Source organism: Phenylobacterium sp. (assembly GCF_041916435.1).
GTDB lineage: Bacteria > Pseudomonadota > Alphaproteobacteria > Caulobacterales > Caulobacteraceae > Phenylobacterium.
Genome location: NZ_JAYRZM010000001.1, coordinates 721,714 through 735,054, shown reverse-complemented (window position 1 = coordinate 735,054; position 13,341 = coordinate 721,714). Strand labels below are relative to the sequence as shown.

Sequence of the window (13,341 nt, the reverse complement as noted above, 5' to 3'; positions counted from 1 at the left end):
CCGCCCGCACGGCGCCCTAGGGCGCCGCGTCCTTGACCGTGTGCGAAAGCGTGGTCGGCGGCGCCATGACCATCGCCGTGGCGAGCATTAGGGCGCAAAGCGCCATGAAGGCCGCCGCCCCGAGCGCGGGCAGCGCCGAAGCCTTTTCCTGAGGCTGGCGCAGCAGGGCGCGGGCGCGGTTCAGTTCCTGGCGGTCGAGCGTCGAGTCGGCGGGAGGCATGGCTTCAGGATCGCCTCATCGTCGGCCCCGCGCAATGCGGCCAAAGCGGCTTCCCCTTTGGGCATAGGCGTTCTAGAGAACCGGCATGATCCTGGTGATCGATAACTACGACAGCTTCACCTACAACCTCGTCCACTATCTGAATGAGCTTGGGGCGGAGACGGACGTCTATCGCAACGACGCGATCAGCGTTCAGGAGGCGCTGGGCCTGAAGCCCGAAGGCGTGCTCCTGTCGCCGGGCCCGTGCACGCCCAACGAGGCGGGCGTCTGCCTGGACCTGATCGCCGGCGCGCCGCAGGAGCTGCCGATCCTGGGCGTGTGCCTGGGCCACCAGGCGATCGGCCAGGCCTTCGGCGGCCAGGTCGTGCGCGCCCAGCACCTGATGCACGGCAAGACCAGCCCGATCCACCACACCGGCGAAGGCGTCTTCAAGGGCCTGCCCAACCCGTTCACGGCCACGCGCTATCACAGCCTGTCGGTGGCCAAGGACACCCTGCCCGACGTGCTGAAGGTGACCGCCTGGACCGACGACGGCGAGATCATGGGCTTCCAGCACAAGACCCGGCCGATCTTCGGGGTGCAGTTCCACCCCGAATCCATCGCCACCGAGGGCGGCCACCAGCTTCTCGCCAACTTCCTCGAGCTTGCGGGCGCCAAGCGCCTGGCCGACGCTTAGCGGCATGTCCGACGCCTTCAAGCCGCTCCTCGGCCGCCTCGCCGACGGCGCCACGCTGTCCAGCGAGGACGCCGAGGCCTTCTTCGGCGCCTGCCTGCGCGGCGAGCCGACGCCGGCCCAGGTGGCCGCGGCGATCACGGCCATGCGCATGCGCGGCGAGACCGTGGGCGAGATCACCGCCTGCGCCAAGGCGATGCTGGGCGCGGCGGTCATCCTGGAGCATCCGTTCGACGTGATCGACGTGTGCGGCACCGGCGGGGACGGGCTGCACACCTACAACATCTCCACCGCCGTGGGCTTCGTGGTCGCCGGCGGCGGGCTGAAGGTGGCCAAGCACGGCAACCGGGCGCTGTCATCCAAGACCGGCACCGCAGACGTGCTCACGGCGCTGGGCGTGGACATCAACGCCGGGCCGGAGCGGCAACTGCGCGCCCTTGACGAGGCCGGCATCTGCTTCCTGTTCGCCCAGGCGCACCACGGCGCCATGCGGCACGTCTCGCCGATCCGCGCCGAGCTCGGTTTCCGCACGGTCTTCAACCTGCTGGGACCGATCTCCAACCCCGCGCGGGCCAAGCGCCAGCTCCTGGGCGTCTACGCCGAGCGCTGGGTGGAGCCGCTGGCCCACGTGCTGGGGGCGCTGGGCTCCGAGCGCGCCTGGGTGGTCAACGGCGCGGGCATGGACGAGATGACCACCACGGGCGAGACCCAGGTGGCTGAATGGCGCGACGGCCAGGTGCGCCTGTTCCGCATCACCCCCGAGGCCGTGGGCCTGCCGCGCGCCGACATCTCCGAGCTGAAGGGCGGCGACGCGAGCGTCAACGCCAAGGCGCTGCGCGAGCTGCTGGAGGGCCGCAAGGGGGCGTACCGCGACATCGTGCTGCTCAACGCCGCCGCCGCGCTGCTGATCGGCGACAAGGTGGAGACCCTGCGCGAGGGCGTCGAACTGGCCGGCCAGGTGATCGACGACGGACGCGCGCTCAAAGCGCTGGAGCGCCTCGCCGCGGCGACGTCGGCATGAGCGACATCCTGCAGCGCATCGCCGCCTACAAGCGCGACGAAGTCGCCGAGCGCAAGGCCGCACGCACCAGCGCCGAGGTGGAGGCCGTCGCGGCCGCCGCCTCCCCGCCCCGCGGCTTTCGCGCGGCGTTGGAGCGGGGCCACGGCCCGGGCCGGCTGGCGCTGATCGCCGAGATCAAGAAGGCCTCGCCGTCGAAGGGCCTGATCCGCGCGGACTTCGATCCGCCGGCCTTGGCGCGCGCCTACGCCGAGGGCGGCGCGAGCTGCCTTTCGGTGCTCACCGACGCGCCAAGCTTCCAGGGCGCGGACGCCTATCTCGTGGCCGCGCGCGAGGCCTGCGCCCTGCCGGCCATCCGCAAGGAGTTCCTGGTCGATCCCTGGCAGGTGGCCGAGTCGCGCGCGCTCGGCGCCGACGCGATCCTGGTGATCCTGGCCATGGTGGACGACGCCCTGGCCGCGGCGCTGATGAGCGAGGCGCGCCGGCTGGGCATGGACGCCCTGGTGGAAGTGCACGACGCCGCCGAGATGGAACGGGCCGGCCGGCTCGGCGCCGACCTGGTGGGCGTGAACAACCGCGACCTGCGCAGCTTCGAGGTGGACCTGTCGATCACCGAGCGCCTGGCGGCCGCCGCGCCAAGCGGCGCCCTGCTGGTGACCGAGAGCGGGATCTTCACCCGCGACGACGTGGTTCGCCTGGAAAGGAGCGGCGCCAAGGCCATGCTGGTGGGCGAAAGCCTGATGCGCCAGCCCGACGTCGCCGCCGCCGCGCGAATCCTCACCGGCGCCTGAGTCGGCCCCTGGGCCGCGCGCGACCGCGAAGCGACGCGCAAGCCGTCAAAAATCCCTCATAAAAACAATGCGGTCGGCGGTAACTTGACATTAAACAAGAACACCTAGAGAACATCGTCAGCGTTTGCGCTTTGTTCTTCGAGGGCTCGACAGCCATGCTCACCCGCAAGCAACATGAACTGCTTATGTTCATCCATGAGCGGATCAAGGAAACCGGCGTCTCGCCGTCGTTCGACGAGATGAAGGAGGCGCTCGACCTGGCCTCCAAGTCGGGCATCCACCGGCTGATCACCGCGCTGGAGGAACGGGGCTTCCTGCGCCGCCTGCCCCACCGGGCCCGCGCGCTGGAGGTGGTGAAGCTGCCGCAGCAGGCCACGACCGCCGCGCCGCCCAAGGGCCGCGCGCCCTTCAAGCCGCAACTCGTCGAGCCGGGCGAGGCGCCGGCGCTGCCGCCGGCCGCCAACGACACCCGCGAACTTCCGGTGCTGGGCCGCATCGCCGCCGGCACGCCGATCGAGGCGATCCAGCAGGAGCGCGACCGCCTGCCTGTGCCCGAGGCCATCCTGGGCGCCGGCGAGCACTTTGTCCTGGAGATCCAGGGCGATTCCATGATCAACGCCGGCATCCTCGACGGCGACTACGTGGTGATCCGGCGCACGGACACCGCCAATTCCGGCGACATCGTCGTGGCCCTTGTGATGGGCGAGGAAGCCACCCTGAAGCGCCTGCGGCGCAAGGGCGCCTCGATCGCGCTGGAAGCCGCCAACCCGGCCTACGAAACCCGCATCTTCGGGCCCGACCAGGTCTCGGTGCAGGGCAAGCTGGTGGGCCTCATCCGCCGCTATCACTAAGCCCGCCTCGGGCGGTCCAGGGCCGGTCCCCGCGCAGGTCCTGGGCCCAGAGCGCGCGCCAGCCGCCCGCCGTGCGATAGAGCTCCACCGCGCCGCCGCGGCGGAAGTCGTCGGCGGCGAGCACCGCCACGCCGACGCAGCCGCGCGGATTGGCCTTCGCCCGCATGACCAGCACCTCGGCGCCGGCGCACAGGGATTCCTGGCCGCGCAGGCCCGGCGGGCGCACCGACCAACTGGCGGCGACGGGAGAGACCCCGGCCAGCGGCGAACAGCTCCAGCGCGTACAGGCGAAACGCCCTTCCCGCGCGTCGGTCTCCCGCACCTGCAGGCCGCGCCGCTGCGCCCAGGCCTCGGCGGAGAAGCGCTTCACGTCCGGCCTCAACAGCACCGCCTCGCCGCCGACGCGCACCGCCATGGCCGCGCCGTCGGCGGCCACCCAGGCGTCCGGCGGCGGCCCGCGCGGCGCCAGGCTGACCGCCAGCGCCAGGGGAAGGCCCGCCAGCCTGAGCGGGCCGCGCCACAGGCATAGCCAGAGGATGCCGAGGAACGCCGCCGCCAGCGCCCAGTTCGGCGCGCTGGGGACCAGCAGCACCGAATGCGGCGCGCCGGCGGCCGTGGCGGCCACCTTCGTCATCAGGCCGATGGCGAACCTCGCCGCCGCCAGGGGCCAGGCGCCGAGCCCGAGGGGCGCCAGCGCCGCGCCCAGGGCCAGGGCGGGCATCATCAGAAACGAGACGATCGGCGCGACCGCCAGGTTGGCCAGGAGGCCCAGGGTGGCGACGCGGTTGAAGTGCTGGATGGCGAAGGGCCCGGTGGCCAGGCCCGCCACGAAGCTCGCCGCCAGGCTCGCGGCGATCCAGACGCCGACGGCCTGCACGGCGCGGATCGGCCAGGGCGTGTTGATCTCCCGCGCCGGCGCGCGCCAGGCCTCGGCCAGCGCCACCAGGGCCGCCGTCGCCGAGAACGACATCTGGAAGCCCGGTTCGGTCACCGCCTCGGGCTGCAGGATCAGGATCGCCATGGCCGCCAGGGCCAGGGCGTGCAGGCTGATCGCCCGCCGGTCCGCCAGGATCGCGCCGAACGCCACGGCGGCGGTGATCGCCGCCCGTTCGGCCGGCGGCGGCGCCCCGGAGATCACCAGATAGCCGCAGACGGCCGCGAGCCCCGCCAGGGCCGCGACCTTCTTGCCGGACACCCTGAGGGCGGCCCAGGGCCAGGCGGCGACCAGCAGGCGCACCGCGGCGAAGGCGAAGCCGCCGACGATCGCCATGTGCAGGCCGGAGATGGCGATGATGTGCGCCAGCCCCGCCGCGCGCATGTCGTCGACCTGGGCCTGGGGGATGAACGCCTTGTGCCCGGTGACCATCGCGGCGGCGAGGCCGCCGGTCTGCGGGCCCATCTCCTCGACGATCCGCCGGGCCAGATTCCAGCGCGCCCGGTTGACCGCCATCTGCACGCGAAGACGCCAGGGCGGCGCATCCAGCGTCGCCGGCGCCGGCGGCGTCAGCGCAAGGCCGACCCCGCCCACGCCCTCGAAGAAGGCGTCGCGGGCGAAGTCGTAGGAGCCGGGCGAGGCCGGCGGCGGCGGCGGGTTGATCAGCGCGCGCATCCGCACCGCCGACCCCGGCGTCGGAACCGGGACGTCGCCGCGCAAGGTGACGCGCACGCGGATGGGGGTGGCCTCCGGCGCGAGACCGGCGATCCGCACGGGCGCGATCAGCAGCCGCTGTCCCCCGCGGCCAGGGCTCGCCACATCGACCACCCAGCCTTCCAGGCTCGTCACGCGCAGGTCCGCCGGCGCGACCGGCGCGCGAACCCGCTCGGTGCGCAGCTTCGCCGCGCCGAAGCCCGCCGCGAACAGGGCGCAGAGCACGCCGAGCGCCAGGACCGCGCGATTGGGCGCGAGCCTGCGCGCGGCCAGCAGGCCCGCCGCGGCCAGGGCGAGCAGGCCCCAGGCGACGGCGGCGACGGGCTCCCTCGGCAGGGCGAAATAGACCGCCGCGCCGCCGCCGAGCGCCACCGGCGTCCACAAGGTCCAGCGGTCGGCCTGCAGCCGGGTCTGCGCCCGCAGCCATGCCGTAACAGCCCCCAGGCTAGGAGGGCCGCGGCGCAACGTGCTAAGAGCCGCCGCTTCGGGCCCATGGCCCTCGCCACCCTCTGCAATCTCGAGTTCGATGTCCGACCGCCCCGTCGTCACCCGTATCGCCCCCTCGCCCACCGGCATGATGCACATCGGCACGGCCCGCACGGCGTTGTTCAACTGGCTATATGCCCGCCATACGGGTGGGAAGTTCCTTCTTCGCATCGAGGACACCGACAGAGAGCGGTCCACGGCCGAGGCCGTGCAGGTGATCTTCGACGGGATGGCCTGGCTGGGGCTCGACGCCGACGCCGAGCCGGTGTTCCAGGCGCAGCGCGCCGACCGGCACGTGGCGGCCGCGCAGGCCATGCTGGAGCGCGGCGCGGCCTACCGCGACTACATGACCCCCGACGAACTGGCGCACGAACGCGAGCTCGCCCGCGCCGAGGGCCGGGTGATCCGCTCGCCGTGGCGCGACCGCGGGCCGGGCAACTACGACGAGACCCAGCCCTACGTCGTGCGCCTGAAGAGCCCGCTGGAGGGCGTGACGGTGATCGACGACCAGGTGAAGGGCGAAGTCACCTTCCACAACAAGGACCTGGACGACCTGATCCTGCTGCGCTCGGACGGCACGCCCACCTACAACCTCGCCGTGGTGGTGGACGACCACGAGATGGGCGTCACCCACGTGATCCGCGGCGACGACCACCTGGCCAACGCCGCGCGCCAGACGCTGATCTATCAGGCGCTGGGGTGGGACGTTCCGGTGTGGGCGCACCTGCCGCTGATCTACGGCCCGGACGGGACCAAGCTGTCGAAGCGCCACGGCGCCCAGGCGGTCAGCGAATTCGACGACATGGGCTATCTGCCCGAGGCCATGCGCAACTACCTGGCCAAGCTGGGCTGGGGCCACGGCGACGACGAGATCTTCGGCGACGCCCAGGCGATCGACTGGTTCGACATCCGCGACGTGGTGGCCGCCCCCTCCCGCCTGGACTGGGACAAGCTCAACCACCTGAACAACCACTACATCCGCCAGGCCGACCCCGAGCGGCTGACCGACCTGGTGATGAAGGTGCACGCCAGCCGCGACTGGCCGCTGCACGACGGCGACCGCGCGCGCCTGGCCCGCACGATCCCGCTGGTGCGCGACGGCGCCAAGACCACCCTGGAGCTGGCCGACATGACGGTCTTCGTCCTGAAGCGCCGGCCGCTGGCGCTGCCGGACAAGGCCAAGGGCCTGCTGACCGACGAAACCCGGGCGCGGCTCTCGCGCCTGCGAGATCAACTTACCGCGAGTGCGAACTGGGACGTAACGTCGCTGGAGGCCCTGATCCGGGGCTTCGCGGAGGCCGAAGGCGTCGGGATCGGCAAGTTCGGCCCGGCTTTGCGCGCTTGCCTGTCGGGCGGCTCGCCGGCGCCGGACCTGGCCAGCGCCCTGGTGGCGACCGGGCGGGACGAAAGCCTGGGCCGGATCGACGACGCCCTTTCCCACGCGGCGTAAAGCGCTATAAGGCGACCCAAACTCGTGTTTGATTTTCCGCAGATCTGAAAGGGGATGGCATGGGCGATACGGCGAAAGTGAGCATCGGCTCGAAGACCGTTGAACTCCCGGTCTTGAAGGGTTCGGCCGGCCCTGAGGTCGTCGACGTGCGAAAGCTCTACGCCGAAGCTGATGTCTTCACCTACGACCCGGGCTTCACCTCGACTGCGAGCTGCGAGAGCAAGATCACCTTCATCGACGGCGATGCGGGCGTTTTGCTGCACCGCGGCTATCCGATCGACCAACTGGCCGAGCAGTCCAGCTTCCTGGAAGTCTGCTACCTGCTGCTGCACGGCGAGCTGCCCAACGCGGCCGAACTCGCCGAGTTCGAGCACACGATCACCTACCACACGATGCTGCACGAGCAGTTCGATCGCTTCTTCATGGGCTTCCGGCGCGACGCCCACCCGATGGCGATCATGGTGGGCGCGGTCGGCGCGCTGAGCGCCTTCTACCACGACAGCACCAACATCGATGATCCGCAGCAGCGGATGATCTCCTCGCACCGCCTGATCGCCAAGATGCCGACGATCGCCGCGCGGGCCTTCAAGTACTTCCGCGGCCAGCCGTTCGTGCATCCGCGCAACGACCTCTCCTACTCGGAGAACTTCCTGCGCATGTGCTTCTCGGTGCCGGCCGAGGACTGGAAGCCGAACCCGGTGCTGACCCGGGCGATGGACCGGATCTTCATCCTGCACGCCGACCACGAGCAGAACGCCTCGACCTCGACGGTGCGTCTGGCCGGCTCGTCGGGCGCCAATCCGTTCGCCTGCATCGCGGCCGGCATCGCCTGCCTGTGGGGCCCCAGCCATGGCGGCGCCAACGAAGAGGCGCTGAACATGCTGGCCGAGATCGGCTCGGTGGACCGCATCCCCGAGTACGTGCAGGGCGTGAAGGACCGCCGCTATCGCCTGATGGGCTTCGGCCACCGGGTCTACAAGAACTACGACCCGCGCGCGAAGGTCATGCAGCAGACCTGCCACGAGGTGCTGGCCGAGGTCGGCCATTCGGACGACCCGCTGCTGAAGGTGGCGATGGAGCTGGAGAAGATCGCGCTCAACGATCCCTACTTCATCGAACGCAAGCTCTATCCGAACGTCGACTTCTACTCGGGCATCACCCTGCGCGCCCTCGGCTTCCCGCCGGAGATGTTCACGGTGCTGTTCGCCCTGGCCCGCACCGTGGGCTGGATCTCCCAGTGGAAGGAGATGATCGAGGACCCGAACCAGAAGATCGGCCGTCCGCGCCAGATCTACACGGGCGCGACGCATCGCGACTACGTGGCGGTCGACAAGCGCTAAGCCGCTCCGGCGCCTTCGCCTCGAACAAGCCCCGCCTGGTTCCGCCAGGCGGGGTTTTTCATGCGCGCCGCGGCGTTACGACCGGGCGAAACGGGCGTAGGCTCGCCTTGTCGGGCGTGCAGCCCGGCCAAGCTGACAGGAGGCGGCCATGACGATCATGGTCAAGTACGCCGCGCCCAACGTCACGCGCGACGTCTATGCGTCGGTCCGTAAAGCCATCAACTGGGACGCCGATCCGCCCGCGGGCGCGTTGCTTCACCTCGCCGCCTTCGACGAGGCGGGCGGCCTGCAGTCGGTCGACCTGTGGGACTCGCGCGAGCGGCTGGAGGCGTACCTGCACGACCGGTTCGAGCCGACCGTGCGTAAGCTCGGCGTCGTCTCGCCGGCGCCCGAGATCTATGAGATCGCCGTGGCGGCGGCTTCACCCGACATCGACACCTTCATCCTGCCGGTGTTCACGCCGCCGCGCGTTTCGGCGCCGCATCACGCGATCGACCTCGCCGCCTTCCAGACCTCGACGCCGGAACGCCCGATCTAGCCGCCGGCGCGGGCCTCCAGGACCTTCAGCACGGCCTCGGCCGCCGCGTCCGAGGGATCGGGCCCGCCGCGCCCCATCTTGTCCAGCGCCGCGTTCTGGGCGGCGACCTGGCGCGCGCGCAGCGCCGGATCGTCCAGCCGCGCGGCCAGCGCCGCAGCCAGTTCGGGGCCGTTGCAGTGGTTCTGGACGAATTCGGGCGCGACGAAGTCCTGGGCGGCGATGTTGAAAAGCGTGATGTAGGGCGTGCGGATCAGGAGCTGCATGATCGCATGGGTCATCCGGCCCAGCCGGTAGCCGATCACCATCGGGCAGCCGGCGATCGCCAGCTCCGTGGTCACGGTGCCCGAGCACGCCAGCGCGACCGTCGCCGCGCGCATGGCGTCGCGCTTGGCCGTCTCGCCCTCGACGACGAAGACGCGATGGGGCCAGCCGGCGACGCGGGCCTTGACCGTCTCGGCGACCGTCGGCGCGGCAGGGATGACGATCTGCAGGTCCGGCCGGCGCTCCTTGAGGATGCTCAGCGCCGCTTCAAAAGCCGGGAGCACGTTCTTGATTTCGCTGGGCCTGCTGCCCGGCAGCACCAGCAGGATCGGCTCGCCGGCGGCGATCCCCAGGCCGTCGCGCAGCCGCTGCGGATCGGCGCGGGAAAAGTCCACCGCCAGGGCCGCGTTGCCCACGAAGGTGACCGGCAGGCCCTCCTTCTCGAAATAGGGGGCGTCGAAGACGTGGATCGAGAGCAGATGATCCACCGTCTTGGCCAGGGTCTTGGCGCGCCCCGCGCGCGAGGCCCAGACCTGGGGGCCGACGTATTTGATCAGCGGCAGGGCCGGATCGAGCCGGCGCAGCTCCTGGGCGACGCGCAGGGTGAAGCCCCAGGAATCGATCAGCACCGCCACGTCGGGCTTTTCACGGGCCGCGAGGGCCACGGTGTCGGCCACCCGGCGCACCACCTTGCGATAGGCCAGGAGGCCCTCCAGCAGCCCCAGGATCGACAGCTCGGAGATGTCGAACGGGCTTTGCACCCCCTCCTCGGCCATGCGCGCGCCGCCGACGCCGACGAAGCGCACGGCGTCGGCGCCGAGCCGGGCTTTCAGCGCCCGCGCCAGGCCCGCGCCGCGGTCGTCGCCCGACGCCTCGGCCGCCACCAGCATGACGCACAGGGGCCGGGTCACGGGACCTGCGGCTCCACGCCGTAGATGAAAAGGCCCAGGTCGTCGGCCAGCTCGACGACGGCCTCGCGGTCGAGCACCAGCATGTGGCCGGCCTCGCCGACAATGCCCGCCAGGCCGGCCTTGGCGGCGCGCTGGACGGTGCTGAGCCCGATGGTGGGCATGTCCACCCGCTTTTCCTGGATCGGCTTGGGCGTCTTGGCCAGGACGCCGCGCGGATGCTCCGCCGTGCCGCGGAGCTGGCTCGGCAGCTCGCCCACGCGGCGCAGCATGGCGTCGGTGCCCTCCTGGGCCTCCACGGCCAGGACGAGGCCGTCGCAGACCACGGCGCCCTGCCCCACGTCCAGCCGCCCGATTTCGCGCGCCACCGTCAGGGCCCGGTCGATGTCGGCCATCTGGTCGGACCTCGGCGCATGGCGGCCGAGCGGCCCGGCCGGCAGGGCCAGCTCGCCCATGGCCTGGTGCGCCCCCTCGACCGAGAAGCCCTCCTTCTCGAATTCGCCGATCAGCATGCGCAAGAGCGCGTCGTCGCCCTTGCGCGCCGCGGCGATCACCTGGGGCAGCAGCGCCAAGCCCCGCAGGTCGGGCTTAAGCGCGCCGAAGTCCGGCCGCGCCACATTGCCGGCCAGGCAGACCGCCTGGCAGCCGGCGCGCCTCAAGGTCTTGAAGCACTTGCCGAGTTCGGCGAGGCCCACCTCCGCGCCCGGAAAGGCGTCGAGCTCGGTCCCGGCGATGCCTTTCAGGCGCACGACGAAGAACGGGCGCCCCGATTGCTCGCAGGCTTCAGCGATCTCGACGGGAAGCGAACCGCCGCCGGCGATCAGGCCGAGCTTTCGCATGGCGGCCTCACACCTCGCGCTCGGGCAGGCAGAGGGGACGGCCCGCCTCGGCGCGGATGAAGTCGATGATCTCCATCACCTCGGCGCAGTCCGAATAGGTTTCGACCGTATCGTCGAGCCGCTCCTGGAAGGTGCCCTCGTCGGCGAACAGCAGGCGGTACGCCGCGCGCATGGTGTTGATGGTCTCGCGCGAGAAGCCGCGGCGCTTGAGGCCCACCAGGTTCAGCCCCTCCAGGTGGGCGTGGTTGCCCCACACCGAACCGTAGGGGATGACGTCCTTCACCACGGCCGCGAGGCCGCCGATCATCGCATGACGGCCGACGCGCGTGTACTGGTGCACCGCCGCCAGCCCGCCAACGATCACGAAGTCGCCGATCTGGCAGTGCCCGCCCAGGGTGGCCTGCTTGGTGAGGATGACGTTGTCGCCGACCTTGCAGTCGTGCCCCACGTGGGACTCGATCATGTAGAAGCCGTCGGACCCCACATAGGTCACGCCGCCGCCGGCCGCCGTGCCGATGTTCATGGTGGCGTGTTCGCGGATGATGTTGTTGTCGCCGATGACCAGGCGGGTGTCCTCGCCCTTGTAGGCGGTGTGCTGCGGCGGGCCGCCCAGCATGGCGAAGGGATAGATCGAATTGCCCGCGCCGATCTCGCAGCGCCCCTCGATCACCACGTGGGAGAAGAGCCGCGTGCCCGGGCCGATGACCGTGTGCTCGCCGATCACGCAATAGGGCCCCACGCTCACGTCGTCGGCCAGGACCGCGCCCGGCGCGACGAGCGCAGTGGGATGGATGTTCGCGCTCACTGGGTCTCCACCACCATCGCCGCGAACTCGGCCTCGGCGGCCAGCTTGTCGCCGACCAGGGCCTGGCCCCGGAACTTGAACACGTCGCCGCGCGCGCGCAGCACCTCGACGGGCATGCGCACCACGTCGCCCGGCCGCACCGGATGGCGGAAGCGGCAGTTGTCCACCGACATGAACAGGATGGTCTTGCCGGCCACGTCCACGTCCAGGGACTTCGACATCAGCACCGCGCCGGTCTGGGCTAGGGCCTCGACGATCAGCACGCCCGGCATCACGGGGAAGCCCGGGAAGTGGCCCTGGAAGAACGGCTCGTTGAAGGTCACGCACTTGATCCCGACGATCGACTGGCTGGGCCGATACTCCTCGGCGCGGTCGACCAGCAGGAAGGGATAGCGGTGCGGGATGCGCGCGAGGATCTCGGAAATGTCGATCACGTCCGGCGTTTCGTTGACGGGGGCCTTGCGGCTCATTCCTCCGATCCTTCCTTGCGGCGCCGGGCCATCTTCGTCAGCCAGGCGGTTTCGCGCATCCATTCCCTAAGCGGCTTGGCGGGGTATCCGCTCCAGGTCTCGCCCGGAGGGATGTCCCGCATGACGCCCGCCGCCGCGCCCACGCGCGCGCCGGAGGAGATGTTCACATGATCGGCCACGCCGGCGCGACCGCCGAACATGACGCCGTCGCCGATCGTCACGCTTCCGGAAATGCCCGTGTAGGCGGCCATGGCGCAATTGCGACCCACCCGCACGTTGTGGGCGATATGCACGACATTGTCGATCTTGGTGTTCTCGCCGACGATCGTGTCCTCCCAGGCCCCGCGGTCGACGCAACTGGTCGCGCCGATCGTCACGCCGTCCTGCAGGATCACGCGGCCGAGCTGGGGAATGTCGATCAGCCCCTTGGGTCCCGGCGTCGCGCCGAAGCCGGCCTCGCCGATCGCCGCGTTGGCGAGGATCTTCACCCGGTCGCCGATCAGGGCGAAGCCGATCACGGCGCCCGCCGAGATCATGCAGTCGCGCCCGATCGCCACGCCGGGCCCGATGACAGCGCCGGCGCCGATCGTCGTGCGCGCGCCGATCCGCACGCCCGGCCCGATCACCACGTTCGGCGCGAGGACGACGTCCTCCTCGAGCACGGCCTCCGGCGAAACGGCGGGCCCCGGCCCCAGGAGCCGCGGCCGATGCAGCCGGCCCGCCGCCAGGGCGTAGGCCGCCTGGGGCGCCGGCGTGACCAGCGCCGCGCAGGTCTCGGGCACGGCGGCGGCGTCGCGTTCGGTGACGAAGCAGGCGCCCGCATGCGTTTCGGACAAGAGCCCGGCCAGCTTGCGATCCGACAGGTAGGTCACGCTGTCGGCGGTCGCCTTGGCCAGGATCGCCACGGACTGCACCAGGGCCTCGCCCAGCTCGGGCCGGGCGAGCCGGGCGCCCGTGACCTCGGCCAGCTCGGCCAGGGACACGGGGCCCAGGTTTTCGAAGAAGCGCGGATCGGGCATGCAGTTCCCTGAACGCGACCCGCC

14 protein-coding genes are annotated in these 13,341 nt (G+C 71.0%); 7 read left to right on the top strand and 7 right to left on the bottom strand.

Annotation, left to right across the window (positions count from 1 at the left end; translation table 11 throughout):
• Positions 1–16 precede the first annotated feature (16 nt).
• The gene (locus ACE3TA_RS03640) at positions 17–220 is read right to left on the bottom strand and encodes a hypothetical protein (protein ID WP_374570525.1); all 204 of its coding nucleotides are present in this window, start codon (positions 218–220) and stop codon (positions 17–19) included.
• An 85-nt stretch (positions 221–305) separates the two neighbouring features.
• Between ACE3TA_RS03640 and ACE3TA_RS03635 the strand changes: the two genes are divergently transcribed.
• The 4 genes from ACE3TA_RS03635 to lexA all read left to right on the top strand — a co-directional run bounded on the left by ACE3TA_RS03635 (position 306) and on the right by lexA (position 3,553).
• Positions 306–896 (top strand): aminodeoxychorismate/anthranilate synthase component II, encoded by a 591-nt coding sequence (locus ACE3TA_RS03635; RefSeq protein WP_374570523.1) that lies wholly within the window; start codon positions 306–308, stop codon positions 894–896.
• A gap of 4 nt (positions 897–900) precedes the next feature.
• Positions 901–1,914: an anthranilate phosphoribosyltransferase gene (trpD, locus tag ACE3TA_RS03630; RefSeq protein ID WP_374570521.1), complete on the top strand. Its 1,014-nt coding sequence runs from the start codon at positions 901–903 to the stop codon at positions 1,912–1,914.
• Positions 1,911–2,702 (top strand): indole-3-glycerol phosphate synthase TrpC, encoded by a 792-nt coding sequence (trpC, locus tag ACE3TA_RS03625; protein WP_374570519.1) that lies wholly within the window; start codon positions 1,911–1,913, stop codon positions 2,700–2,702. Before trpD ends, trpC begins: the two co-directional genes overlap by 4 nt.
• 155 nt (positions 2,703–2,857) lie before the next feature.
• Positions 2,858–3,553 (top strand): transcriptional repressor LexA, encoded by a 696-nt coding sequence (gene lexA / locus ACE3TA_RS03620; protein WP_374570517.1) that lies wholly within the window; start codon positions 2,858–2,860, stop codon positions 3,551–3,553.
• Here the strand turns inward: lexA and ACE3TA_RS03615 are convergent.
• On the bottom strand, positions 3,534–5,666 hold the full coding sequence (locus tag ACE3TA_RS03615; protein WP_374570515.1) for a ComEC/Rec2 family competence protein: 2,133 nt from the start codon (positions 5,664–5,666) through the stop codon (positions 3,534–3,536). The two genes, lexA and ACE3TA_RS03615, sit on opposite strands and share 20 nt — an antisense overlap.
• Positions 5,667–5,727: 61 nt before the next feature.
• Here ACE3TA_RS03615 and gltX point away from each other — a divergent pair, with 61 nt between their 5' ends.
• From gltX to ACE3TA_RS03600, 3 genes are all read left to right on the top strand, one after another.
• The gene (gene gltX / locus ACE3TA_RS03610; protein ID WP_374570513.1) at positions 5,728–7,137 is read left to right on the top strand and encodes a glutamate--tRNA ligase; all 1,410 of its coding nucleotides are present in this window, start codon (positions 5,728–5,730) and stop codon (positions 7,135–7,137) included.
• A 59-nt stretch (positions 7,138–7,196) separates the two neighbouring features.
• Positions 7,197–8,477, top strand: a complete 1,281-nt coding sequence (gltA, locus tag ACE3TA_RS03605; RefSeq protein WP_374570511.1) for a citrate synthase — start codon at positions 7,197–7,199, stop codon at positions 8,475–8,477.
• Between the two features lie 148 nt (positions 8,478–8,625).
• A complete protein-coding gene (locus tag ACE3TA_RS03600) occupies positions 8,626–9,015 on the top strand; it encodes a hypothetical protein (RefSeq protein ID WP_374570509.1) in 390 nt (129 codons plus the stop codon).
• On the opposite strand, the gene lpxB is transcribed toward ACE3TA_RS03600, so the two are convergent.
• The 5 genes from lpxB to lpxD are packed head-to-tail and all read right to left on the bottom strand — an operon-like array spanning position 9,012 to position 13,317.
• Entirely contained in the window at positions 9,012–10,187 is a 1,176-nt protein-coding gene (gene lpxB / locus ACE3TA_RS03595) for a lipid-A-disaccharide synthase (protein ID WP_374570507.1), read from the bottom strand. The genes ACE3TA_RS03600 and lpxB overlap by 4 nt on opposite strands.
• The gene (locus tag ACE3TA_RS03590) at positions 10,184–11,023 is read right to left on the bottom strand and encodes an LpxI family protein (protein ID WP_374570505.1); all 840 of its coding nucleotides are present in this window, start codon (positions 11,021–11,023) and stop codon (positions 10,184–10,186) included. The genes lpxB and ACE3TA_RS03590 overlap by 4 nt, the downstream gene beginning before the upstream one ends.
• Before the next feature lie 7 nt (positions 11,024–11,030).
• Positions 11,031–11,828 (bottom strand): acyl-ACP--UDP-N-acetylglucosamine O-acyltransferase, encoded by a 798-nt coding sequence (gene lpxA / locus ACE3TA_RS03585; protein WP_374570503.1) that lies wholly within the window; start codon positions 11,826–11,828, stop codon positions 11,031–11,033.
• Entirely contained in the window at positions 11,825–12,298 is a 474-nt protein-coding gene (fabZ, locus tag ACE3TA_RS03580) for a 3-hydroxyacyl-ACP dehydratase FabZ (RefSeq protein ID WP_374570501.1), read from the bottom strand. Before fabZ ends, lpxA begins: the two co-directional genes overlap by 4 nt.
• Positions 12,295–13,317: a UDP-3-O-(3-hydroxymyristoyl)glucosamine N-acyltransferase gene (lpxD, locus tag ACE3TA_RS03575; RefSeq protein WP_374570499.1), complete on the bottom strand. Its 1,023-nt coding sequence runs from the start codon at positions 13,315–13,317 to the stop codon at positions 12,295–12,297. Before lpxD ends, fabZ begins: the two co-directional genes overlap by 4 nt.
• Between the last annotated feature and the right edge of the window lie 24 nt (positions 13,318–13,341).

What these genes read in the sequence shown, in the direction of transcription:
- ACE3TA_RS03590 (WP_374570505.1), bottom strand. Translation starts at nt 11,023, where the DNA reads ATGCGAAAGCTCGGCCTGATCGCCGGCGGCGGTTCGCTTCCCGTCGAG.
- ACE3TA_RS03600 (WP_374570509.1), top strand. Translation starts at nt 8,626, where the DNA reads ATGACGATCATGGTCAAGTACGCCGCGCCCAACGTCACGCGCGACGTC.
- fabZ (WP_374570501.1), bottom strand. Translation starts at nt 12,298, where the DNA reads ATGAGCCGCAAGGCCCCCGTCAACGAAACGCCGGACGTGATCGACATT.
- gltA (WP_374570511.1), top strand. Translation starts at nt 7,197, where the DNA reads ATGGGCGATACGGCGAAAGTGAGCATCGGCTCGAAGACCGTTGAACTC.
- lexA (WP_374570517.1), top strand. Translation starts at nt 2,858, where the DNA reads ATGCTCACCCGCAAGCAACATGAACTGCTTATGTTCATCCATGAGCGG.
- trpD (WP_374570521.1), top strand. Translation starts at nt 901, where the DNA reads ATGTCCGACGCCTTCAAGCCGCTCCTCGGCCGCCTCGCCGACGGCGCC.
- gltX (WP_374570513.1), top strand. Translation starts at nt 5,728, where the DNA reads ATGTCCGACCGCCCCGTCGTCACCCGTATCGCCCCCTCGCCCACCGGC.
- lpxD (WP_374570499.1), bottom strand. Translation starts at nt 13,317, where the DNA reads ATGCCCGATCCGCGCTTCTTCGAAAACCTGGGCCCCGTGTCCCTGGCC.
- ACE3TA_RS03635 (WP_374570523.1), top strand. Translation starts at nt 306, where the DNA reads ATGATCCTGGTGATCGATAACTACGACAGCTTCACCTACAACCTCGTC.
- trpC (WP_374570519.1), top strand. Translation starts at nt 1,911, where the DNA reads ATGAGCGACATCCTGCAGCGCATCGCCGCCTACAAGCGCGACGAAGTC.
- ACE3TA_RS03640 (WP_374570525.1), bottom strand. Translation starts at nt 220, where the DNA reads ATGCCTCCCGCCGACTCGACGCTCGACCGCCAGGAACTGAACCGCGCC.